Origin of the sequence: Dactylosporangium vinaceum (assembly GCF_019904175.1) — a bacterium.
Classification (GTDB): Bacteria; Actinomycetota; Actinomycetes; order Mycobacteriales; family Micromonosporaceae; genus Dactylosporangium; species Dactylosporangium vinaceum.
In genome coordinates this window covers 8776462-8797615 of sequence record NZ_CP061913.1, presented here as the reverse complement: position 1 = coordinate 8797615, position 21154 = coordinate 8776462, and the positions used below count along the sequence as shown (strand labels likewise).

20 protein-coding genes and 1 riboswitch are annotated in these 21154 nt (G+C 72.9%); of the genes, 7 read left to right on the top strand and 13 right to left on the bottom strand.

The window, feature by feature from the left end; genetic code table 11:
• From Dvina_RS39400 to Dvina_RS39390, 3 genes are all read right to left on the bottom strand, one after another.
• The gene (locus Dvina_RS39400) at positions 1-261 is read right to left on the bottom strand and encodes a hypothetical protein (RefSeq protein ID WP_223095006.1); all 261 of its coding nucleotides are present in this window, start codon (positions 259-261) and stop codon (positions 1-3) included.
• Positions 262-361: 100 nt separating this feature from the next.
• Positions 362-1564 carry an MFS transporter gene (locus Dvina_RS39395; protein ID WP_223095004.1) on the bottom strand — a complete coding sequence of 401 codons (1203 nt, stop codon included), beginning with the start codon at positions 1562-1564 and terminating at the stop codon, positions 362-364.
• The gene (locus Dvina_RS39390; protein ID WP_223095002.1) at positions 1561-2124 is read right to left on the bottom strand and encodes a winged helix-turn-helix domain-containing protein; all 564 of its coding nucleotides are present in this window, start codon (positions 2122-2124) and stop codon (positions 1561-1563) included. Before Dvina_RS39390 ends, Dvina_RS39395 begins: the two co-directional genes overlap by 4 nt.
• 177 nt (positions 2125-2301) lie before the next feature.
• A riboswitch (cyclic di-AMP (ydaO/yuaA leader) is annotated at positions 2302-2447 on the top strand.
• Positions 2448-2453: 6 nt separating this feature from the next.
• Here Dvina_RS39390 and Dvina_RS39385 point away from each other — a divergent pair.
• The 3 genes from Dvina_RS39385 (at position 2454) to Dvina_RS39375 (ending at position 4996) form a co-directional block, all read left to right on the top strand.
• Positions 2454-3464, top strand: a complete 1011-nt coding sequence (locus Dvina_RS39385) for a C40 family peptidase (protein ID WP_223095000.1) — start codon at positions 2454-2456, stop codon at positions 3462-3464.
• A gap of 76 nt (positions 3465-3540) precedes the next feature.
• Complete coding sequence (locus Dvina_RS39380; RefSeq protein ID WP_223094998.1) at positions 3541-3918, top strand: hypothetical protein; 378 nt, start codon at positions 3541-3543, stop codon at positions 3916-3918.
• Between the two features lie 91 nt (positions 3919-4009).
• A complete protein-coding gene (locus tag Dvina_RS39375) occupies positions 4010-4996 on the top strand; it encodes a hypothetical protein (protein WP_223094996.1) in 987 nt (328 codons plus the stop codon).
• 179 nt (positions 4997-5175) lie between these two features.
• On the opposite strand, the gene Dvina_RS39370 is transcribed toward Dvina_RS39375, so the two are convergent.
• Genes Dvina_RS39370 through Dvina_RS39360 form a run of 3 tightly spaced genes read right to left on the bottom strand, consistent with a single transcriptional unit; the run spans position 5176 to position 8780 of the window.
• Entirely contained in the window at positions 5176-5523 is a 348-nt protein-coding gene (locus Dvina_RS39370) for an STAS domain-containing protein (RefSeq protein WP_223094994.1), read from the bottom strand.
• Positions 5524-5525: 2 nt separating this feature from the next.
• On the bottom strand, positions 5526-7976 hold the full coding sequence (locus tag Dvina_RS39365; RefSeq protein ID WP_223094993.1) for a SpoIIE family protein phosphatase: 2451 nt from the start codon (positions 7974-7976) through the stop codon (positions 5526-5528).
• A gap of 3 nt (positions 7977-7979) precedes the next feature.
• Positions 7980-8780, bottom strand: coding sequence for an alpha/beta fold hydrolase (locus Dvina_RS39360; protein ID WP_281428194.1), 801 nt, complete (start codon positions 8778-8780; stop codon positions 7980-7982).
• Between the two features lie 362 nt (positions 8781-9142).
• Between Dvina_RS39360 and Dvina_RS39355 the strand changes: the two genes are divergently transcribed.
• Both Dvina_RS39355 and Dvina_RS39350 read left to right on the top strand, forming a co-directional pair.
• Entirely contained in the window at positions 9143-10312 is a 1170-nt protein-coding gene (locus tag Dvina_RS39355; RefSeq protein ID WP_223094991.1) for an MFS transporter, read from the top strand.
• 1 nt (position 10313) lies between these two features.
• Complete coding sequence (locus Dvina_RS39350) at positions 10314-11471, top strand: MFS transporter (protein ID WP_223094989.1); 1158 nt, start codon at positions 10314-10316, stop codon at positions 11469-11471.
• Here Dvina_RS39350 and Dvina_RS39345 read toward each other — a convergent pair.
• The gene (locus Dvina_RS39345) at positions 11424-12023 is read right to left on the bottom strand and encodes a pentapeptide repeat-containing protein (RefSeq protein ID WP_223094987.1); all 600 of its coding nucleotides are present in this window, start codon (positions 12021-12023) and stop codon (positions 11424-11426) included. The genes Dvina_RS39350 and Dvina_RS39345 overlap by 48 nt on opposite strands.
• A 61-nt stretch (positions 12024-12084) precedes the next feature.
• Between Dvina_RS39345 and Dvina_RS39340 the strand changes: the two genes are divergently transcribed.
• Both Dvina_RS39340 and Dvina_RS39335 read left to right on the top strand, forming a co-directional pair.
• Positions 12085-12912 (top strand): patatin-like phospholipase family protein, encoded by an 828-nt coding sequence (locus Dvina_RS39340; RefSeq protein ID WP_223094985.1) that lies wholly within the window; start codon positions 12085-12087, stop codon positions 12910-12912.
• Between the two features lie 92 nt (positions 12913-13004).
• A complete protein-coding gene (locus Dvina_RS39335; RefSeq protein ID WP_223094983.1) occupies positions 13005-13796 on the top strand; it encodes an SDR family oxidoreductase in 792 nt (263 codons plus the stop codon).
• Positions 13797-13851: 55 nt separating this feature from the next.
• Here the strand turns inward: Dvina_RS39335 and Dvina_RS39330 are convergent, their stop codons facing one another.
• From Dvina_RS39330 to Dvina_RS39305, 6 genes are all read right to left on the bottom strand, one after another.
• Complete coding sequence (locus Dvina_RS39330) at positions 13852-15528, bottom strand: protein kinase domain-containing protein (protein ID WP_223094981.1); 1677 nt, start codon at positions 15526-15528, stop codon at positions 13852-13854.
• Positions 15529-15617: 89 nt separating this feature from the next.
• A complete protein-coding gene (locus Dvina_RS39325; RefSeq protein ID WP_223094979.1) occupies positions 15618-16394 on the bottom strand; it encodes an SDR family NAD(P)-dependent oxidoreductase in 777 nt (258 codons plus the stop codon).
• 441 nt (positions 16395-16835) lie between these two features.
• The gene (locus Dvina_RS39320; RefSeq protein ID WP_223094977.1) at positions 16836-17678 is read right to left on the bottom strand and encodes an alpha/beta hydrolase; all 843 of its coding nucleotides are present in this window, start codon (positions 17676-17678) and stop codon (positions 16836-16838) included.
• A gap of 79 nt (positions 17679-17757) precedes the next feature.
• A complete protein-coding gene (locus Dvina_RS39315) occupies positions 17758-19131 on the bottom strand; it encodes a glycoside hydrolase family 43 protein (RefSeq protein WP_223094975.1) in 1374 nt (457 codons plus the stop codon).
• Between the two features lie 228 nt (positions 19132-19359).
• A complete protein-coding gene (locus Dvina_RS39310) occupies positions 19360-20469 on the bottom strand; it encodes a LacI family DNA-binding transcriptional regulator (RefSeq protein ID WP_223094973.1) in 1110 nt (369 codons plus the stop codon).
• Positions 20470-20653: 184 nt separating this feature from the next.
• Positions 20654-21115 (bottom strand): SRPBCC family protein, encoded by a 462-nt coding sequence (locus Dvina_RS39305; protein WP_223094971.1) that lies wholly within the window; start codon positions 21113-21115, stop codon positions 20654-20656.
• Between the last annotated feature and the right edge of the window lie 39 nt (positions 21116-21154).

Genomic DNA, 21154 nt, shown 5'->3' with positions numbered 1-21154 from the left:
TCAGGGCAGCCGGCCGGCCCGGGTGAGCTCACGCACGGCTTCGGCGTAGCCCTCGTCGCTCGCGTGGACCTCGATGTACTCGCCGAAGACCAGGTCCACCGTCAGCACGGCATCGTCGAGTGAGACCCCGCTGATCTCGTCCCACGGCATCTCGCTGACCACCGTGGCGCCGGGCCGCATCTGCTTGCCGTACATGGACAGCACGGGAGCGATCACCGCTGTGATCGTGATGCCCTGATCGGTCACGGCGATGTGCTGCATGGCCGCATCGTACGCACCGCCGGGCGCCTGGCGCCCGGCGCCGTCCGCGGTCTCGTGACGGGCGCGGGCTCGCCCGAGGGGGCGCTCGCGGGGCCGGGGTTCAGGTCGGTCGGCGTGCCGGTGTGCGTTGCCGGGTGGCCAGCAGGGCCGTGGCCAGGAGGAGGCCGGTGGCGGCCGCCAGCAGGAGCAGCCGGTAGTCCAGGGCTGTGATCAGGGCGGCGCCCGCGGCCAGGCCGGCGGTCTGGGGGGCGGTGGCGCAGAGTTCGAACGCGGCGTACACGCGGCCCTGGAGGTGGTGGGGCGCCTGGCGCTGCAGCAGCGTGATCAGGGCGATGACGATGCTCGTCAACGCGGCGCCGGCCAGGAGCATGCCGGTCAGCACCGGCAGCGGCCACGGAGTGCTCAGCAGCAGCGTCGCCGCGGCCAGGAGCGCCAGGCCGGCCGTGATGGTGTGCAGCTCGCCCCGGCGGCGGATGGCGGCCGCCGTCAGGAGGCCGCCGGCGATGGCGCCCAGGCCCTGCAGCGTCTGGGTGACGCCGGCGAACTGCGGCGGGCGGTGCAGGGCCCGGTCGATGATCGCGTACACGGTCGCCTCGCCGGTGCCGAAGGCCAGCGTGGCGATGGCGGCCGCGAGGGTCAGGCGGCGCAGGGGCGGGGTGGACAGCAGGAAGCGGAAACCGGCGCTGATCCGCTTGTCGGGCCGCGCGGTGGCGCGGCCGGTGGCGTCGGGCCGCGCGAGGGGTGCGCACGGCCGGAGCAGTACCGCCGCGGCCAGGAATGTCAGCATGTCCAGCAGCGCCACCGCGTGGCCTCCCAGCAGCGTGAACAGGCCCGCGCCGGCCAGTGGGGCCAGGATGCGCAGGCCCTGCTGGACGGTCCGGAGCAGGGCGTTGGCGTCGGGCAGCAGAGACGGCGGCAGCAGTACCGTCAGCAGCGCCGACTGCGCCGGAGCGATCACGATGTTGAGCAGGCCGTAGAGCGCCATCACGGCGTAGATGAGCCAGACGTCGCCGCGGTCGTGGACCAGCAGGAGCGGGGTGAGGATGGCGGCGCCGGCCAGGTCGGCCGCGATGAGCAGGGGGCGGTGGGGGAGGCGGTCGACGAGCAGGCCCGCCGCCGGGGCCAGCAGCGCCGGGGCGGTGAAGCACAGGAATGTCAGTGCGGCCGCGCTGTTGCTGCCGGTGAGCGTCTTCACCCAGATGCCGCAGGCCAGCCAGAGCGCGCTGTCGCCCAGCAGTGACAGGGTCTGGGCGGCGAAGAACCGCCGGCACTGCCTCTCCTGCAGGAGACGGCGGGCGCTCATGTCGCCGGGTAGACGCCGAACAGGACCTCGACCGGGAGCGTGCCCTCCGGGCGGTCGGTGCGGTCGGCCCAGCGGGCGCGGAACTCGTCGGTGACCCGGCGGTAGGCGGCGGCCATCTCGGCGGCCTCGGCCGCCGTCACGTGCAGTGTCGACGTGTGGCCGGTCGCGGCGGCCTGCCACTGCGCCGGGTACGTCGGGGCGGTGTCGACGTATCGGCGGATGCGCGCCAGGAGCCGGTCCAGGAGCACCTGGTCGAGAGCCTGCTGGGCGCGGGCGAAGGCGGGATTGCCGGGCTGGGCGGGGGCGGTCCAGCCGCGATGGGCCAGCCGCCAGGGGCGGACCCGGCCGCGGCCGCCGCCGGCCTCCTCGACGAAGCCGTAGCGGGCCAGCTGCCGCAGGTGGAACGAGCACGTGGTCGGGGACTCCCCGATCGCCTCGCCGGCCTGGGTGGCGGTCAGCGGGCCCTCCTGCAGCGCGTCGAGCAGCGCCAGGCGCACCGGGTGGCTGAGCGCTCGGAGGGTCTGCGGGTCGGACAGGGTCCGCGGGGTGTCGTCGGCCATGCCGTCGAGAGTATTCTCTCGAAAGAAAGCTGTCGATAGTCATCTTTCGAGAAATGTGGATCTTTGCGTCTGCCTTAAGAGTCCATTAGGAGGGTTCGGTCATCGAGATGTCGTCGTTACGTTTGGTCCGTCGGCCGGTTACCGCCGCCCAACCCCTGGGTGGCCCGGACGGCACCGCCGAGTCGCGCGTCGAGCCTGGTGACGGGGTTGACGCGGGAGCCGGGGAACCAGGTTCCCGGGGTGAATCCGTGCACGCACGGTAGGGCGCACCTTCTTTCCGCCCGAACCCGTCAGCTAACCCGGTAGACGGTCTGGAAGAAGGAACAACCGTGTTCATCCGACGAACGGCGCTGCGCTCGATGCTCATCGGGCTGGCGGTCGCGGCAATGGTCGCACCGGCCTGCGCCGCGCACGCCGATCCCTCGGCGGACGAGATCCAGGCCAAGATCGACAAGGGCAACAAGGACCTCGAGCTCGTCGTCGAGCAGTACAACAAGACCACCGAGGACCTGACGGCCACGCAGGCCGCGATCACCAAGCTCGAGGGCGACCTCAAGCCGCTGCAGTCCGACATGGAGGCCGCACAAGCCGGGGCCTCGCAGGTGGCGATCAACGCGTACAAGACCGGGAACAACCTGCGGACCCTGTCGCTGATGCTCGGGGCCAGCTCGTCGGACGGGTTCGTCGACCGCGTCGGGACCCTCGAGCAGATCTCGCGCAACCAGCAGCACGACATCGCCACGTACTCCGCAGCGAAGGGCACCTTCGACACCGAGAAGAACCGGCTCAACGAGCAGCTCGCCGCCCAGACCCGGCAGAAGACCGAGCTGGAGACCCGGCGCAAGCAGATCGAGGGCGACATCGCCCGGCTCGACGACATGCAGCGCAAGGCCGACGCGGCTGCGGCTGCGGCGGCGGCCAAGGCCAAGACGCCCACGAAGACGACGACCACCACGACGACGACCTCGACCTCCGCCTCCTCCACGGCGGGCTGCGGCAGCGGGGCCGGCACGGTGGTGAAGTTCGCGTGCGCCCAGCTCGGCAAGCGGTACGTCTACGCGACGGCCGGGCCGAACACGTACGACTGCTCCGGCCTGACCATGGCCGCGTGGAAGGCGGCCGGCGTCTCGCTGCCGCACAACGCCGCGCAGCAGTGGGGCAAGGTCAAGCACATCTCGCGCAGCCAGCTCGTCCCCGGTGACCTGGTGTTCTACAACGGTCTCGGGCACGTCGGGATCTACATCGGCAACAATCAGATCATCCATGCGCCCAACAGCCGCACGGTGGTCAAGGTCGCGCCGATCGACATCGACAGCCTGTACGGGTACGGCCGGCCGTAACGCGTGTGACGAAGAACCCCCCGGTGCCGCGGTGCCGGGGGGTTATTCTTGGCCCGTGTTTGAACACGTTCAAGTCTTGTCACGGCCGCCGCTCTACTGGGATCGGCTCACGGTGGGTGCCGGGGTCGTCTACGCGGTGCTCGTCTCGGTGCCGCTGATGTGGAGCCTGCCCGAGCTGTCGCCGCTGTACCTCATCTGCGTGGCCCTTGTCGCGTCGCCGCTGGTGTTCCGGCACTATCTCAACCTGCGCGGCGCCTGCCTGCTCGTCACGATCCTGCTGGTGCCGATGGCGGTGTTCGGCTTCTTCTTCGCCCTGTTCGTGTACCTGCCGGTCGCGGTGCCGCTCGTCGCGGCCGTCCTGCCGGTGCCGCCGCGGCGCCCGTGGACGAAGCCCGCCGCCGTCGGGGCTGCGCTCGTCGTGATGCTGGTGTGCCTGGCGCTGGTCGCGCGTTGAGCACAGCGCCCCGGGCGGGAACCGGGGACGTCCCGTGCGCGTCTGATCGCCGGAAACGTCGGCTGGACCTCGGGGGAGTGCGATGCGGGCCGTGAGCAGACTTCTGGCGGTCGTGGCGGCGGTGGGGCTGGTGGGGGCCTGCGGCCGGGCGGAGATACCGGCTCCGGCGGCATCGGCTCCGGCCGAGCCGGCAGGCGACCGGGCGGACCGGCCGGACGGCTGGCGCTGGGAGTCCTACGGCGGCGTCGAGGTCGGCGTACCCGGCGACTGGGGCTGGGACAGCCAGGCGCAGCGCCTGGACGCGTGGTGCATCAAGCCGGGCAACCACCCGCCCGCGGTCGCCCGGCCCGGCGCCCCGATCCCGGCCGTCGGCTGCGGCGTCGACCGGACGACTCCACCGGCCGGACTCCTCATCGCCAACACCGGGTGGACCGTCGGCTTCAACCGCACGGACAAGGGCGACGGCACCGACCGCGAAGGCGACCGCGCGACCGTCCGGCTCGACGGTGTCGAGGTCATCATCCAGGCGCCGAAGGAGTGGCAGGACCGGATCGCCGCCACCGTCCATCGGGTGCAGGTCGACGACGCCGGCTGCCCGACCAGCCACCGGATCAGCACCGGCCCGGACCTGCGGCCCACGCCGGCGTCCGACGTCACGACCCTGCGCCGGGTGACGTCGGTGGCGGTCTGCAAGTACCCCCTGCCGGACGGGGTCTCCGCCCCGCGCTCGTCGCCGCGCCTGCTCTCCAGCCTGCGCCTGGACGGCGCGGCGGCCGCCGAGGAGATCCAGCGGATCGCCGCGGCCCCGGTCGGTGGCGGCCCCGACAACCCGGCCGACTGCGCCACGGAGGTGGCCCATGGCAACGAGATCATCCTGCTGCTGGTGCGGTCCGCCACCGGCACCGCGGAGGTCGCGATGCGCTACGCCGGCTGCGTCCAGAACGGCTTCGACGACGGCACGACCGTGCGCAGACTGACCAAGCCCGGCGTGCGCCCGCTCGTCACCGGCCCCAACCGCGTGTACGGCGGCTTCTCCGGCACCCCCGAGAAGCGCGACATGCTGGTGCCGAGCGACTGACCTGACAATGAACACGGAGCTTTTCGGGCGCCGTTACCCCGCTCGCCGGGACCCCGGTGACCACGGGATCGTCCCTTCGCTGGGCGTCGACGAGCGTGCGCTTGCCCAGACCGGGCAACGGCGAGCCGTGCTGCGGTCGAAGGGGCCGGGAGATGGATCGTTGTCGGTGGCGGTCGACGTCACTTCGTCATGTCGGCCACTGCGGTGTCGACGTCCTCGGCCAGGAGGTCGGGGATGAAGCCGATCAGGTCAAGGGTGAAGCGGACCATGCCGTCGGCCGGGGCGGCCACCCGCACCGGGGCGCCGCGGTCGGTGAAGGCGGTGACCACGCGATCCAGGCAGAGCAGGCCGGCGCTGTCCAGGAACGTGGTTTCGGTCAGGTCGACCACCACGCCGGTGGCGGCGCGGACGCTCACCAGGACGTCGCGCTCCACCAGCGGGGCCGAGGCGTGGTCGATCTCGCCGAGCAGCTGGACGACCTCGCAGCCGCCCGTCGTGAATACCCGGACCTGACGCTCGCCGTCCATGTTCAGCGCTCCCCGCCCCCGGTGCCGCGGTGCATCAGGACCGTTGTCCCGTTCGTGCCGCGGTCGATGACCAGCCCGTCCATGAGGCGCCCGATGAGCGCCAAGCCCCGGCCCCGCTGCAGCGCGCCGCGCGGGGGGCGCCACTGGCCGGTGTCGCTGACCCGAACCGACACGGTGGCCCCGTCCACGTGCGCGAGGACGTTCACCTTGCGCGTCTCGTCGAGGTCGTACCCGTGCTCGATCGCATTCGCCACAGCCTCCGCGGTGGCCAGCACGACGCGGAACCTGTCGTATTCGCCGATGCCCTGATGGCCCAGCCAGTTGTCCAGGGCGGCCCGGAAGCCGGCCAGGGACTGCATCCGCGCCTGTACGTCGGCCCGGAATGGCGGCGCGTCAGCAAAGTCCAGGGCCAGCAGGCACATGTCGTCGTGCCCGCCGCCGCCGGGGAGCATCGCGTCGCTCAGCTGGGTCGCGAGGGAGGTCAGCGGCGTCTGCCAGTGTTCGGCGGCCGCGGCGGCCAGGCGGTCCAGGCCGTGGTGGAACCGCTCGCCGCGGCGCTCCACGAGGCCGTCGGTGTACAGCATCAGCCTGGAGCCCCGCGGCACCGTCAGCCGGGCCTCGCTGCGGGCCCGGCCGGCCGAGGTGGCGCCGAGCGGGCCGGAGCGGGCGTCCCACAGGAAGCTCGGCACCCCGCCCGGGCCGACGAGCAGCGGCGGCGGGTGGCCGGCGCAGGCGTAGCGCAGCTCGCCGCTGTCCAGGGCCAGGTCGGCGTAGGCCAGGGTGGTCATCTGCCCGGCCGCGAAGTGCGAGACGAAGTCGTCCATGTGCCGCAGGACCTCGGCCGGGCCGGCGTGCGCGCTCGCGAGGGCGCGCACGGCGCTGCGCAGCTGGCCCATGGCGCTTGCCGCGTGCAGGCCCCGGCCGACCACGTCGCCGACGACGATGCCGACGCTCTCGGTGGACGTGGCGAAGACGTCGTACCAGTCGCCGCCGACCTCGAGGGTGTGCACGGCCGGGCGGTAGGCGGTGACGACGTGGTAGCGCGGGTCCGCCGGCCACTCGCCGGTGAGCAGGCTGCGCTGCAGGGTGTGCGCGACCTCCCGGTCCCGTTCGGCGAGGCGGGCGTTGTCGAGCGACAGCCCGGCCCGGTCGGCCAGGTCGGCGAGGAACTCCGGGCCCACGTGCCCGGCCCCGGCGACGTCGCCGCCGGCGAGCAGGAGCGTGCCGAGGATCGTGTTGCGGGCCCGCAGGGGCAGCACCATCGCGCGGGCGCCGTCGGCGGTGATCAATGGAACGGCCGCGAGGGTACCCGCCCGGCCCGCCGCGTGCACCGAGGCGAGCACGTCGTTCGGGATGGACCAGCCGCCGCCCGGCCGCGCGGGCGCGCACGCCTGCCAGGCCGGCTCGCCGGACGGGTCGCCGGCGGCGTCGAGGTCGATCTGGGCGTAGCCGGCGACCCCGGGCACGAGCAGGTCGACCAGGCGCGCGGCGCGCAGGGTGAAGCCGACCGTCTCGTCGAGGTCGCGGCTGAGCCGGGCCAGGAACCCCGACTGCCAGGCCCGCCGGGTCGTCTCCTCCAGCAGCCGGATGCGGTCGAGGGCCTGGCCGGCCTGGCGGCCGACGGTGCGCATGAGCTCGATCTCGTCCTCGCCGAACGCGCGCCCGGGCGTGGCGCCGGACTCGTCCGGGGGATGCGGTGCGAACACGAACGACACCACTCCCAGCACTCGTTGGTCGGCCAGCAGCGGCGAGACCAGGCGCAGGCCGCCGTCGTCCTCGGCGTGGCGGACCACGTCGAGCAGCGCCACGGCCCGGGCCTCCGGCGCCTGGTCGTCGAGCGAGATCAGCTCGTGCGGCGGCTCGGTGCCCACCCGCCGCAGCGCCGCCTCGGGCGGGTCGATCACCCACACGCCCGTCGCGGTGGCCCCGAACGCCTCGTCGCCGACCTGGATGATCGGCGCGACGATCTCGTCGGCCCGCTCGACGGCGGCGCAGCGCACCACCATCTCCTGCAGCAGCCGGATCCGGGTGGCGTTGCGCTCGGCACTGCGCCGCTGGGCGAGCAGTTCCCGCTCGTAGGTGCGCCGGTCGGTGGCGTCGAACACCATCATCCGGATGAGTGCCTGGCTGCCGGCCGGCCCGGCCCGCAGCACCGCGTTCACGAGCGCGTCGAGCCGGGTGCCGTCGGCCTTGCGGAACTCGGCGGCTATCTCGCGTACCTCGCCCTGGATGTGCAGCAGCGGGGCCAGGTGCGTCTCGTGGAAGACGCGGCTGCCGACCGCATAGATCTCCTGGACGCGCCGGCCCTGCAGCTGCTCGCGGCGGTAGCCGGTCCACTGCAGGAACGTGCGGTTGGCGCGCAGGATCGTGCCGTCCGGGAGCAGCGACAGGTATCCGCACGGCGCGCTGTCGTAGAGATCCTCGGCGTTCTCCTCGGGCAGCGGCTCCGGCACGCCTCAGCCCGTCCGCACGAAGCCGTCGATGGCGGCGAAGGTCTCCTCCGGCGCACTGAGGTTGGGGCAGTGGCCTGTCGCCTTGAGCACGACAAGGGTGCTGCCGGGGATGTGGGCGTTCAGATACGCCCCCACCTCCTGCGGCGCGATGACGTCGTCCGAGCACTGCAGGATCAGCGTCGGCACGCTCACCCGGTCGAGGTCGGCCCGGTTGTCCGAGCGGAACGTCACCTCGGCGAAGCGGCGGGCGATGGCCGGATCGGTGCGGCAGAAGCTGTTGGTCAGCTCATCGCCGAGCTCGGGCCGGTCGGGGTTGCCCATGATCACCGGCGCCATCGCGGCCGACCAGCCGAGGTAGTTGCTGTCGAGGCTGTCCAGCAGCTCGTCGATCTCGCCGGCGCTGAAGCCGCCGTAGTAGCCGTCGTCGTCGATGTATCGCGGCGACGGGCCGACCATGACGAGCTTCGAGAACCGCGCGGGCTCCTTGTTCGCGGCCAGCATCCCGATCATGGCGCTGACCGAGTGCCCCACGAACACGACGCCGTGCAGGTCGAGCTCGTGCAGCAGCTCGAGCAGGTCGTCGGCGTAGCCGTCGAGCGTGCCGTACCGCTCCGGGGAGTAGGCGGCCAGATCGGACCGGCCGGCGCCGACGTGGTCGAACAGGACGACGCGATGATCGTCGGCGAATCGGGGCGCGACGAATCGCCACATGCTCTGGTCGCAGCCGAACCCGTGTGAGAAGACCATGGCTGGGGCGTTCTCGGGACCGAGCAGCCGGACGTTGTTCCGCTCCACAACGCTCACGGCCAGTGACGCTACTCGTGCCCGCCGTGCGCAAACAAGGGGTCAAATGGCTACTGGTTTGTATCCGCCATTTTCCGCCCATCGCGCCGCGCGGCGCCGCAGTGGGGGACGCCGGAGCAGGTAAAGATCCCCGGACCGATTGTCGTCACCTTCGGTGACGACGCAGGTACAGTACATGGGCTGCCTTCCTCGCCGCGCTCGCGATCACATCGGGTGAGATCGACCGGGCGCGGCGGCCACGCCCGGCCGCGGGCGATCCGCCCGCGGCCGAGGTGCGGGAGCGGCCCGCGCCGCTGTAGGGTTCCCGGTGCGAGCTGACGTCCCAGTCCGACCTGTCTGGCTGCTCGTACGGAGCGTTTGCCGTGCTGACAGGTCGTTGCTCGTTCGTTGTTCCAGCGGTGGTCGCCCGGGTGGGCGTGGCCATGCACGGGCTCGCCATCCTCTGGGCCGTGCACGGTGCCGCGGGATCGTTCGCGCTGGCCGGCGCCGCCACCGGTGCGTTCGCCGGAGCGGAGGCGCTGGCCGGCCCCCAGGTGGCCCGCCTGATCGATCGCCATGGCCAGCGGCGCGTCGTCTCGATCACGGCGACCGCGTACGTGGTGTGCGGAGCCGCGCTGATCCTCGCCCCGGCCTGGCCGGCCCCCGCGCTGGCGGCGGCGGCCGGCGCCACGATCCCGCCGGTCGGCGCGCTGTCCGCGGCCCGCTGGCGGCACGTGCTCGGCCCGCGGGGCAACCTGTCCGCGGCGCTGGCTTTGGAAGGTGCGGCCAACGACGTCGCCTTCCTGCTCGGGCCGGTGCTCGTGACAGCGCTCGGCTCCGCTGTCGCACCCCGGGCCGGCCTGGCTCTGGCGGTGCTCCTGGTGGGCGGGGGCGTGGCCGGCGTCCTGGCCGCAACGGCGAGCGAACCGCCGCCGGGCGGGCCCTCCCGCGGGCTCCTCGTCGACCGCCGCCTGCTGCATCGTCGCTTCGTGGCGCTGTTCGCGGCCAACCTGGGCCTCGGCTGCTTCTTCGGCGGCATCGGCGTAGCCGTCACCGCGTTCGCGCTCGCGCACCGGGCGGGCGCACTGGCCGGGCCCATCATGGCGGTGGCCGGGGCGGTGAGCCTGGTCGCCGGGCTCGGGTACGGCGCGGCCGGCCGGCGATTGCGGCCGGCGCCGTCGATGCTCGCGGCGAGCCTGGTCGTCACCGTCGGCTGCGCGCTGCTCGCCCGGGTCGGCAGCGTGCCCGCCATGGTCGCCGGATACGGCATCGTCGGTGGCTGCGTCGCGCTGGTCCTGATCCCCGGCGCGGTGCTGGTCCAGGCCGTCACCGACCGGGCCGTGTACACGCAGGCGCTCACGTGGATTAACTCGGCCAGTGCGCTGGGGATCGCGGCCGGGGCGGCGGCGGTCGGCGGCTGCGTCGGCCGGTTCGGCTGGGCGCCGGGGTTCCTGCTGCTCGCCGCGCTCACCGCGCTGCTGCCGGGCACGCTGCTGGCCGCGTATCCGCTGCTGCGGGATGTCCGATCCGGGCCCGGCCGTTCGTCAGCATGACGTGACCGTGATTGCAGTGTTCTTCCTCAACGGCCTGACGCTGTCGACATACATCGTGCGGGCCCCGTCGTTCAAGTCCGCCCACCACCTGACCGACGGGCAGTTCGGGCTGAGCGGGCTGCTGTTCGCCCTGGCGGCGATCGCCTGCATGCAGCTTGTCGGCCCGCTGGCCGCGCGGGTCGGGACCAGGGCGATGCTGCGCTGCACGCTCGCCGTGATGCCGCTGCTGCTGGCCGGTCTGGCCGTGGCGCCCGGGCCCTGGTGGTACATCGGCGGGTCGGCGGTGCTGGGTGCGGTACACGGGACGACCGACGCGGCCATGAATGCCACAGCCGTCGCTGTCGAACAGCGCGGGGGCCGCCCCGTCATGAACCGCTGCCACGCGGGCTGGAGCATCAGCGCGGTGCTCGCCTCCCTGACGACGGCCGCCCTGGCCCACGCCGGTGTCTCCCTGACCACCCACCTGGTCGTCGCCGGCGCGCTGCTGCTCGCGGCCGGCCTGCTGCTGGGCCCGCACCTGCCCGCCGGCACCGCTGCCCGAGGCTCGGCTCCGGCCGCGCGCGCCCCGTGGACCAGGCCGCTGCTCCTGCTCGGCGTGACCGCCACCGCGCTCATGATCTGCGAGGGCGGCGCACTGGGCTGGGGCGGCATCTTCCTGCACGACATCCGCCACGCGTCGGTGAGCCTGGCCGCCGCGGCCATCACCGCCTACACGGGCGGCCAGACCGTTGGCCGGCTCTTCGGCGACCGCCTGAGCCTGCGCCGGGGTCGCCGGCCCGTGTTCCGCGGCGGCGCCGCGATCGCCGCGGCCGGCCTCGCCGCGGCGGTGCTGTCCCCGTCGGCGCCGGTCGCGGTCGCGGGGTTCGCGCTGGCCGGGCTGGGCTCCTCGGTGCTGATCCCGCTGGTGTTCAGCGCGGCCGGCGGCCTGCCCGGTGCCGAGCCGGCGACGCTCGTGGCCCGCCTGACCACGTTCACCTACACGGGCATCCTGCTGGGGCCGGCGCTGATCGGCTGGTCGGCCGAGTACGTGGGGCTGCTGCCCACGATGGCCGGGCTGATCCCGCTGCTGCTGCTGGCGGGCGCTGTCGCTCCGGTGCCCTCCCGGTCCGCCTCAGCCGGTTGCGGTCCCGAGGTGCCCGTCGCAGGTCGCGCCGGTTGATTTGGTGCCGTCGGGGCACACGGCGTCGACCCAGCTCGTCCCGCCGACGTTCGCACCGCCGAGCCGCGCCCCGCGCAGGTTGGAGTCGGTGAGCGTGGCCCCGGAGAGGTCGGCGCCCCGCAGGTCGGCGGCGCTGAGGTCGGTGCGCAGGAACGCGACGGCCCGCAGGTCGGCGCCCTGCAGCCGGGCCCGCTCGAGGCCGACGTCGGTGAGGGTGCCGCCGCGCAGGACCGCCGAGCCGAGGTCGGCCCCGCGCAGGTCCACCTCGGTCAGCGCACTGTCGCGCAGCGTGGCCCGGAACAGGTTGGCGCCGCGCAGATCGGCCGAGCCCAGCGGGCCGTCAAGCACCGCGCCCTCCAGGTTGGCGCAGCGCAGCGGCCGGTCGGCCAGGTCCAGGGCGGTGACCGTCCGGCCGTGCAGGTCGAGCGCGCCGGGTCTGTCGCAGCGGTGCCCGTGCGCGGTGTCGCCGGTGCTGCCGCGGCAGGTCAGGACCGCGACCATCAGGGCGAGCGCGATGAGGGACAGCCCGCCGACCTTCCTACGGGCCGGCATGCCTCCATCGTCCCCGCGAACCCCAGGTGTGCCGGGTGAGCGGATGGGCTACTTTTCGGTAATGACGAGAGCACTGGTGCTCGGCGGCGGCGGCATGACCGGCATCGCCTGGGAGTTCGGAATCCTCGGCGGCCTGGCCCGGGCCGGGGTGACGCTCGACGACGCCGACACGATCGTCGGCACGTCCGCCGGCTCGGTGGTCGGCAGCGTCCTGGCCGCCGGCCTCCCGCTGGAGGACGCCGTGGCCGCCCAGACGACCGCCGGCCCCGGCGGCCCGCCCCGGGCCGTGGACATCACCCCGGCGATGGCCGCGTTCGCCATGCTCGCCGATCGCTCCCGCCCCCGCGCCGAGATCATGGCCGAGATCGGCCGGATGGCCCTGGCCGCCCCGACCGGCGACGAGCAGGCCCACGTGGCCCGGCTGGCCGCCCAGCTCCCGGTGGCCGACTGGCCCGCCCGCAGCCTGCGCATCACCGCGGTCGACACCGCCGACGGAGCGCCCGCCGTCTTCGATCCTTCCTCGGGTGTACCCCTCCACCTGGCCGTCGCCGCCAGCTGCGCGGTGCCGTGCGTCTTCCCGCCGGTCACCATCGACGGCAAGCGCTACATGGACGGCGGGGTCCGCTCGGGCACGAACGCCGACCTCGCCGAGGGCGCCACGGTGCTGCTCGTCATCGCCCCCATCGGCGGCCTGATCCGCCCCCTGATCGACCGCGAGGTGGAGAAGGCCGGCGCCGCCCACACCCTGATCATCGAGCCGGACGAGGCCGCCCTGGAAGCGATAGGCCCCAACGTCCTGGACCCGTCCCGCCGCGCGGTCGCCGTGGAGGCCGGCCTGCGCCAGGGGGCAGCCCTCGCCGAGGCCGTCCGCAAGATCTGGGTCCAGTAGCCCGGGCCGGCTTCCGTTGCCGTCACCGGCGGCCGAGCCGGGCGCGGAAGCGCTGGACGGGATGGGTGCGCGGGCGGCGGTATGGTGCTGCGATGGGACGTACTGCGCTTGTCACCGGGGCCTCGTCGGGTATCGGGAGGGCGACCGCTGTCGCATTGGCGGCGCGGGGTTACCGGGTGGTCGGGACCAGCCGGCGGCCTGAGGCGGTGAGTGGGTCGCCGGTGGAGCTGTCGGCGCTCGACCTCGGTGATGAGGCGTCGATCGAGGCCCTCGCCGCGCGGGTCGGGCCGGTCGACGTGCTTGTCAACAACGCGGGGGAGAGCCAGTCCGGGCCGTTCGAGGAGCTGCCCGGCGCGGCGTTGCGGCGGCTGTTCGAGGTGAACGTGTTCGGGCCGGTGCGCTTGGCGCAGTTGCTGCTGCCCGGTATGCGGGAGCGGGGCTGGGGGCGGGTGGTCATGGTCGGGTCGATGCTGGCGTCGTTTCCGCTGGCCTACCGCTCGTCGTACGTCGCCTCGAAGGCGGCGTTGAAGGGGTTCAGCGATGGGGCGCGGCACGAGTACTCACCGTTCGGCGTCTGGTTCACCACCGTCGAGCCGGGGGCGATCAGCACCGGGATCAGCGAGCGGCGCACGAAGTACACCGCGGAGGATTCGCCGCACCAGGGCGACTTCGAACGGATGCTCGCCGCGCTCGACCGGAACGAGGCCGGTGGCACCTCGGCCGATCGGGTGGCGGCGACGATCGTCAGGGCCGTCGAGGCGGGGCGGCCGAAGGCGCTGTACGCGGTGGGCAGCAACGCCGCGCTCGTCTTTCCGCTGCGCCGGCTGCTGCCGGGCGGCCTGCTCGAGAAGGCGACGCACCGGCGTCATGATCTGCGCCGCTGACGGGGAGCCGCCGATCGGAAGCCGCCGATCGGGAGGTGCTGAACGGAGCACGCCGTCAGACGGCGGCGGTCGTGGCGCAGGCCCAGCTCTCCTGGGCGGTGGGCGTGTAGGCCGAGACGCCGGACGGGTTGTAGGCGCGGACCTTGAAGCACATGTACGTCCCCGGGGCCAGGCCGTCCCAGGTGTATGACGTGACGCCGGCGGTGACGGTGCGCGACAGGGTGCCGTTGATGACGGTGAAGCCGGACTCGTCGGGCGAGTTGTCGGTCCACTGCAGGCGGATCGCCGTGGCCGAGAGCGCGGTCGCCGACAGGTTGCTCGGGGGCGTCGGGCCGGTGCCGGCCTGCGTGGTGGTGCACACCCAGTCCTGCTGGGCGGCCGGGAAGTAGGGCGACGGGCCGGTGGCGTTGAAGGCGCGGACCTTGAAGCACATGTACGTGTCCGGGGCCAGGCCGTCCCAGTCGAAGCTCGTCGCGTTGGCGCCGGCGTTGCGGGAGGCCGCGCCGTTGAGCACGGTGAAGCCGGACTCGTTGCCGGAGTTGTCGGTCCACGTCAGGCGGATGGTGCCGGCGTTCAGCGGGGTCGCGGTCAGGCCCGAGGGCATCGACGGCACGACGGCGGCGCTGCGGGCGGAGTTCGACGCCGTGGGTACCGCCGGCCCGCTCGACCCGCGCGCCGACGCCGACGCGCCCGCCGATCCACCCGCGGGGCTCGGGCCGGCCGACACTCCGTCCAGCCCGGCCAGCTCGGCCGGGTTCGACGCGCCCGGCTGCGCGGCAGTGTCCGGCTTCGGTGGACCGCCGCCCCCGTTCAGCAGCACCGCGGCCGCCCCGATCGCCGCGATCGCCACGGCCGCCGCCGCACCGATGAGCAGCCGGCGCCGGCTCGCCGCAACGGAGGTCTCCGCGCGCGTCGGGTCGGCGGTGAGGGCGGCCCGGGCCGCCGTGGCCAGCGCGGCACCCGACTCCCAGCGCTGCGCCGGGTCCTTGGCCAGGGCCCGCATCACCACATCGGCGACCGCCGCCGGCACGTCGTCCGGCAGCGGGGCGGGCTCGTCGTTGGCCTGCCGCAGCGCGATCTGCAGGAGGCTCTCGCCCTCGAACGGCAGGCGGCCGGCGAGGCAGCGGTAGGCGACGACGCCGAGCGAGTACACGTCGGACCGGGCGGTTGCGGGCTGGCCGCCGGCCCGCTCGGGCGCGATGTACGACGCGGTGCCCATCAGCAGACCGGTCGACGTCTGGTGGGTCGCGGCCGCCGATCGGGCGATGCCGAAGTCGGTGAGCACCGCTGTGCCGTCCGGGCGGATGAGCAGGTTGCCGGGCTTGACGTCGCGGTGCGTGACGCCTTTGGCATGGGCCGCGTGCAGCGCCTCGGCCGCCTCCGCGACGAGTCGCATCGTCACCGCCGGGGAGAGCCGCGGGGAGCGTTCGAGGGTGCGGGCCAGGGACTCGCCCTCGATGTACTTCATCACCAGGTAGACCCCGGCGTCCGGATCGTCACCGAAGTCGTAGACGTCGACAACGCCCGGGTGGCTGATCGTGGCCATGGTGCGGGCCTCGGCCCGGAACCGCTCCACGAACTCCGGATCGCCCGACGGGGCGCGCAGCAGCTTGATCGCCACCGTGCGGCCCAGGACCCGGTCGTTGCCGAGCCAGACGTCACCCATGCCGCCGCTGGCGATGTGCGACTCGATCTGGTATCGCCCGGCCAGCACCGTTCCCGCGCCGATCAACGCGCCCCCTCCACCCGGCCGGAAATTCACAAGATTCCTAGCCTGATGTCCGCCGCGCCGCAAGTGGTGACCTGCGGCGCGGCGGCCCGTCAGAGGCCGTTGAGCAGGCCGCCGTCGATGCCGAAGTTGCTGCCCGTCACGTTGGCGGCCAGGTCACCGGCCAGGTAGACCACCATCGCGGCGACCTCCTCCGGCGTGCTGAACCGGCCGGTCACCGACTGCTGCGCGGCCCCGGCCGCGACCTTCGCCGGGTCGACGCCCTGCTCCTTCGCGAGGGTGTCGGCCACGCCGCCGGAGCCGAGCCACAGGTCGGTGGCGACCGGGCCCGGGCTTACGGTGTTGAACCGGACGCCCCTGGGGCCGGCCTCCTTGGACATGGCCTTGGAGAAGTTGACGAGCGCCGCCTTGGCCGCGGAGTAGTCGACGACAAGGGGGTCGGCCAGGGCCGCGTTCACCGAGGCGATCGTGATGACCGCCGCCGAGCCCGCCGCGTACAGGTGGGGCAGGGCGGCGCGGACGGCCCGCACGTGCGCCAGGAAGTTGATGTTGAACGTGTCGACCCACGCGGCGTCCGGGATGTCGAGGAGTCCGTTCGGCCGCGGGTGTACCGCACCGACGTTGTTCACCAGCAGGTCGATCCGCCCGAACGCGTCGACGGCCGCTGCCGTCAGCCGGGCCGGACCATCCACAGTGGACAAGTCGACCGCGACCGGGAGCACCGCGCCGTCCGCGGCGAGCTTCTCCAGCTCACCGCCGACGGTCCGGGTCCCGGCCACGACGCGCAGACCCTCGGCGGCCAGCGCGCGGACGACGGCGAGCCCGATACCCCGCCCGGCCCCGGTGACAACCGCCACCCGCACGCTCATGCCGTCACCTCCGCAGGCTCCGGCGCCGGCCTGAGCTCCACCCTGTACCACTGATGAGCGGCCACTCCGCTGCGCTCCGTACCGCTCATGCCGTCACCTCCGCAGGCTCCGGCGCCGGCCTGAGCTCCACCCTGTACCACTGATGAGCGGCCACTCCGCTGCGCTCCGTACCGCTCATGCCGTCACCTCCGCAGGCTCCGGCGCCGGCCTGAGCTCCACCCTGTACCACTGATGAGCGGCCACTCCGCTGCGCTCCGTACCGCTCATGCCGTCACCTCCGCAGGCTCCGGCGCCGGCCTGAGCTCCACCCTGTACCACTGATGAGCGGCCACTCCGCTGCGCTCCGTACCGCTCATGCCGTCACCTCCGCAGGCTCCGGCGCCGGCCTGAGCTCCACCCTGTACCACTGATGAGCGGCCACTCCGCTGCGCTCCGTGCCGCTCATGCGACAGAACCCGGCGCGCCTGCGGACGCGGCCCGGGCGATCTCGTCGCTGTGCTTGGCCAGCCAGCTCAGCGTGGCGTCGGCCACGTCGCCCCAGCCGTGGTCGATGGTGAGGGAGTGCGCGCGGTCGGCGAACTCGAGGATCTCGGTGATCGCGTTGGAGTGGCGGTACTGCTTCAGCGTCGCCTTGGTGACGGCCTCGGGCACGGTGTGGTCCTTGCCGCCCATCATGAGCAGCAGCGGCCCGCGCATCTCGTTCGCCGTGTCGACCTTGGCCGGCGAGTGCGGGTCGAAGTTGGCCGCGGCCGCCTCGAACAGCGGCTTGCCCGGCGCCGGGATCGCCCACCGCTCGAACAGTGCGTCCGACTCCTCGGCCGGGATCGCGTTGCCGAACGCGAACCGGAACTGGTCCGCCGTCAGCGACACCGACCGGTGCCGGTTGGCCGGGTTCTTGAACACCGGCAGCGTCGCCCGCAGCGCCGACAGCGGCAGCGGCAGCACGCCCTTGATCTGCGCCGCGTCGATCGCGACGGCGGCCGCCGCGAGGTCCTGCCCGAGCAGCTTCTGCGCGATCATGCCGCCGAACGAGTGTCCGACGAGGATCGGCTTGGTGCCGAGCGCCTCGATGATCTTCGCGTAGTGCGCGACGACGTCGTCGATGCCGTGGTCGGCGATGCTCTCGGGGTTGGCCCGCGCCTCCTCCACGGTGTCGGGGTCCCCGGGCCACCCGGGCGCCGAGGCCGTGTAGCCGGCCTCCTGGAAGCGCGCGATCCAGTTGTCCCACGAGCTGGCGTGCAACCAAAGCCCGTGGATGAACAGAACAGGCTGCTGTGTCGTCATGGAGCTACCGCACCACGGCCCGCGCGTCGTTCGAACCCGGGAAACACCCCAGTCCGGCCGAGGCGCGGGACCCCTGGGGTCAGTAGCCGATGCGGAACGTCGCGTCCTGCTTGTCGGTCGCCGGCGAGCTGCTGGTGATCGGGTCGATGCGCAGCACGTAGTTGTAGTGGCGCAGGTAGCGGTCGGGGTAGTTGTACGAGCGGAACGACGTCCACGACGAGTCGGCGAAGCCCGCGGTCCGGTAGAACGTCGCGTCGGCCCTGAAGGCCGCGGTGCCGTCGCCGGCCGCCAGTTGCAGGGCGTAGTTGTAGTGGCGCAGGTAGCGGTCCGGGTAGTTCACCGAGCGGAACGAGACACCGGCCGAGTCGGCCAGGCCCGGGACCAGGGTCCAGAGCTGGTCCTGGTAGGGGTCGAACGGATACGGATCGATGCGGCCCACACTGTCGGCGTGCCGGATGTAGCGGTCCGGGAAGTTGTACGACTTCACCCGGTTCCACGCCGGTGCGCCCCACTTCGCCGTCAATGCGGACAGCTCGGACGACGTGATGGGCGTGATCCCGGGATGCTTCGAGTTGAGTGGCTGGGTGTACGCCCGGTCGTTGAGCAGGCTCCAGGAGCCGCTTGCCACATCAGCCGTCTGCCAGCAGAAGAAGCGGCCGTTGGGGCTCCACGTGTCACCCCACATGTACCAGGTGTTCGCGGTGTTCGACTTGACGATCTGGGGTGCCTCGACGCCCCGGCCCGGGCCGACACCGCTCGTGTAGATGCTGAAACTTCCGGGGTTGAGCGAGCTTGAGCGGGTACCCAGCAGCGTGCTGTTCGTGTTGTTCTTGAAGTACATGTAGTTGACACCGTTGACGCTCACGAAGTCACCGTCGATGGCGTCGTAGCCGGGGTCGAAGAACGTCTGCGGGCTCGAGGCCGTGACGAAGTCGCTCGTGTAGTTCACCATCAGCACGTTGTGACCGCCGGTGACGGCCGAGTAGACGACCGCGTACTGCCCGCGGCCGGCGTCCCAGTAGGCCTCCGGCGCCCAGGCGTGGGTGGCCAGCGAGTGGACCTTGAGGAGCCGGTATCCGCTGAACGTGCGCAGGTCCGCGGAGTCCCACACGTGGATGTACTGGCTCTGGTAGTTCCAGTCGGTGCCGTTGAGGTCGGTGGCGAGCACGACGAAGCCGCCGGTCTGCTTGCGCAGGATGAAGGGGTCGCGCAGGCCCTTGCTGCCCAGCGTCGGCGTGACGACCGGATTGTTCTGGTTGAGCGGGGTCCAGTTCAGGCCGTCGCCGCTCACGGCGAGGTGCAGGCCGTAGTTCGCGGCGGCCATGGTCGGGGACTCGGTGAAGTACGCCATGGCGTATCCGGAGTACGTGGCGGCGAACGCGTCCTCGGGACGCAGCAGCGCGGCGCCGGCGACGGCGGCGCCCGCGGCGGACAGCAGGGTGCGACGCTTCAAGAGGTCACCTCAGGGGTGTTATCGCTAACAAATGGCGGTCAGTCAGCGGGTAGCAGCGATGTTATCGGTCACATAGATGATGTCAAGTACGTCGTTGCGGCAGCTCCGCGCCGCCGCCGTGGTGCTCGACTCGGCCTGTGGGGCAGCGACGAACGCGCGGCCCTGCGCCGGCCGGCCGCCGCACCGGGGGCGACCGCGCGGGTCGCGCCACCAGCCGAGCGCGGGAGTTCAGGAACGAACAGCATCGAACATGCCGGGCTTGCGGACCAGCGACAGCGACGAGCGGCGCACGACGAGTTCAGGCGCGACGAGCACCCGCTGGGACGGCCGCCGGTCCCCGTCGATCAGCCGCGACACCATCAGCTCGACCGCCAGCCGCCCGACGTGGTGCTTCGGTGGGCGCACCGCGGTCAGCGCCGGCTCGGCCAGGTGCGCGACCTCGTCGTCGTACGACACGAGGGCCAGGTCGTCGGGGATGGCCACGCCGTGCTCGGCGCAGAACTGGGCGACCGACACGGCGTCGGGGTCGCTGTGCACGATCAGGGCGGTGATCTGCGCGCGCCGGCACTCAGCAAGCACCTCGCGGATGATGCGCCGGTGCTCCCGCGCGGTCAGGGCCACGGATTCGCGCACGACCATCGCGTCGGAGATGGAAAGTTCCACGCAGGCCGACCGCCAGCCCTGCAGCAGATGGTCCGACGTGGGGCTGCCGCGGGACAGCACGAGCCCGATCCGCCGGTGCCCCTGCTGGTGCAGGTGGTGCACCGCGATCTCGGCCCCCAGCGCATGGTCGCTGCGCACCCACTCCAGCTGCCGCGGCGTCGCCGTCCACCGGTGCGGCTGCCGCTCGATCAGGATCGTCGGCACCGGCAGCCGCCCGATCCAGTCGATCATCTCGCCGTCCAGGCTCGGCGCCAGCAGCAGCCCCTGGACCTGGTTGGCCTCGACGAGCCGCCCGATCTGGCGCCGGTCCTCGTCCGGGTCGTACGACGAGCCGCGCAGCTGCAGCGCCACCCCGAGGGCCGCGGCGGCGGCCCGGGCCCCGGCGACGATCGGCGGCCAGTAGAAGTCGAGCGACGGCACGACGATCCCGATCGTGAAGTGCCGCTTGTGGGTACGCCGCGCCCCGTCGGCGGGCGCGCCCTGGCTGGGCAGTGTGGCGCCGCCGTGCACCCGCGTGACCAGGTTGCGCTCGGCCAGTGCGGCGATGTCGCGCCGGATCGTCAGCTCGCTGACCCCGAGCTCCCGGGCCAGGTCGGTGACCCGCACCGACCCGGAGCGCCGCAGCTCGCTCAGCAGCCGCTCATGGCGCTGTACTCCGAACAGCCGCTCCGTCATGGACCAGGTCTTCCGGGCTCGCCAGTTGTTTCGTGCCCGTTAACATAGGTGGCCCCTGATGGACCGTCAACCGGCGGCCGCGCCGCATGTGAGCGGTCACGCCCCGGCCCGGGCGGTCACCGCGGCCGATCCGCGGCACCGGAGGGCCCGCCGACCCGTGCGGTGGGCGGGCGGCGGTGGCGGGTCAGGAGCCCTGCTCGGCCAGGCCGGCCAGGCGGTCGAGGGAGGATCGCAGCCGCTCGGGCGTGTTCGCCCGGGCGCGGGTGATGCGCTGCTCGTCGGTGAGCTGCGACCAGTCGTAGGTGTGCGTGACCCGGGTGCCGGCGGCGCCGAGGGGCTCGAGCTCCCATCGCCACAGGTGCCCGGGCTGCGGCTTTCCGACCTCGCTGGGCCGCCAGGCGATGAGGCGCCCTTCGGTGAACTCGACGACGTGGTTCTCCCGCACGCCGCCCCGCGTCAGCGTCATGGTGAACACGTCGCCGACGCCGCGCACCCGCTGCCCGCCGGCCGCCTCGGCCAGGTTGTCGTTGCCGTCCCACCGCGGCTGCTGCGCGGGGTCGGCGATGAGCTCGAAGATCTCCGCGGCCGGGGCGGCGATGTCACGGGCGGCGCTGACGACGCGCCCGGTTTCCGGAAACTCGGTCATTGCCGTATCGAACCATGCGCCGGCGGTCGCCGCGGTCGG

Bases quoted from the DNA above. Each gene is read 5' to 3' on its own strand.
- Dvina_RS39310 (WP_223094973.1), bottom strand. From the start codon at position 20,469: ATGACGGAGCGGCTGTTCGGAGTACAGCGCCATGAGCGGCTGCTGAGC.
- Dvina_RS39305 (WP_223094971.1), bottom strand. From the start codon at position 21,115: ATGACCGAGTTTCCGGAAACCGGGCGCGTCGTCAGCGCCGCCCGTGAC.
- Dvina_RS39400 (WP_223095006.1), bottom strand. From the start codon at position 261: ATGCAGCACATCGCCGTGACCGATCAGGGCATCACGATCACAGCGGTG.
- Dvina_RS39325 (WP_223094979.1), bottom strand. From the start codon at position 16,394: ATGAGCGTGCGGGTGGCGGTTGTCACCGGGGCCGGGCGGGGTATCGGG.
- Dvina_RS39345 (WP_223094987.1), bottom strand. From the start codon at position 12,023: ATGCCGGCCCGTAGGAAGGTCGGCGGGCTGTCCCTCATCGCGCTCGCC.
- Dvina_RS39370 (WP_223094994.1), bottom strand. From the start codon at position 5,523: ATGGACGGCGAGCGTCAGGTCCGGGTATTCACGACGGGCGGCTGCGAG.
- Dvina_RS39320 (WP_223094977.1), bottom strand. From the start codon at position 17,678: ATGACGACACAGCAGCCTGTTCTGTTCATCCACGGGCTTTGGTTGCAC.
- Dvina_RS39390 (WP_223095002.1), bottom strand. From the start codon at position 2,124: ATGGCCGACGACACCCCGCGGACCCTGTCCGACCCGCAGACCCTCCGA.
- Dvina_RS39395 (WP_223095004.1), bottom strand. From the start codon at position 1,564: ATGAGCGCCCGCCGTCTCCTGCAGGAGAGGCAGTGCCGGCGGTTCTTC.
- Dvina_RS39340 (WP_223094985.1), top strand. From the start codon at position 12,085: ATGACGAGAGCACTGGTGCTCGGCGGCGGCGGCATGACCGGCATCGCC.
- Dvina_RS39335 (WP_223094983.1), top strand. From the start codon at position 13,005: ATGGGACGTACTGCGCTTGTCACCGGGGCCTCGTCGGGTATCGGGAGG.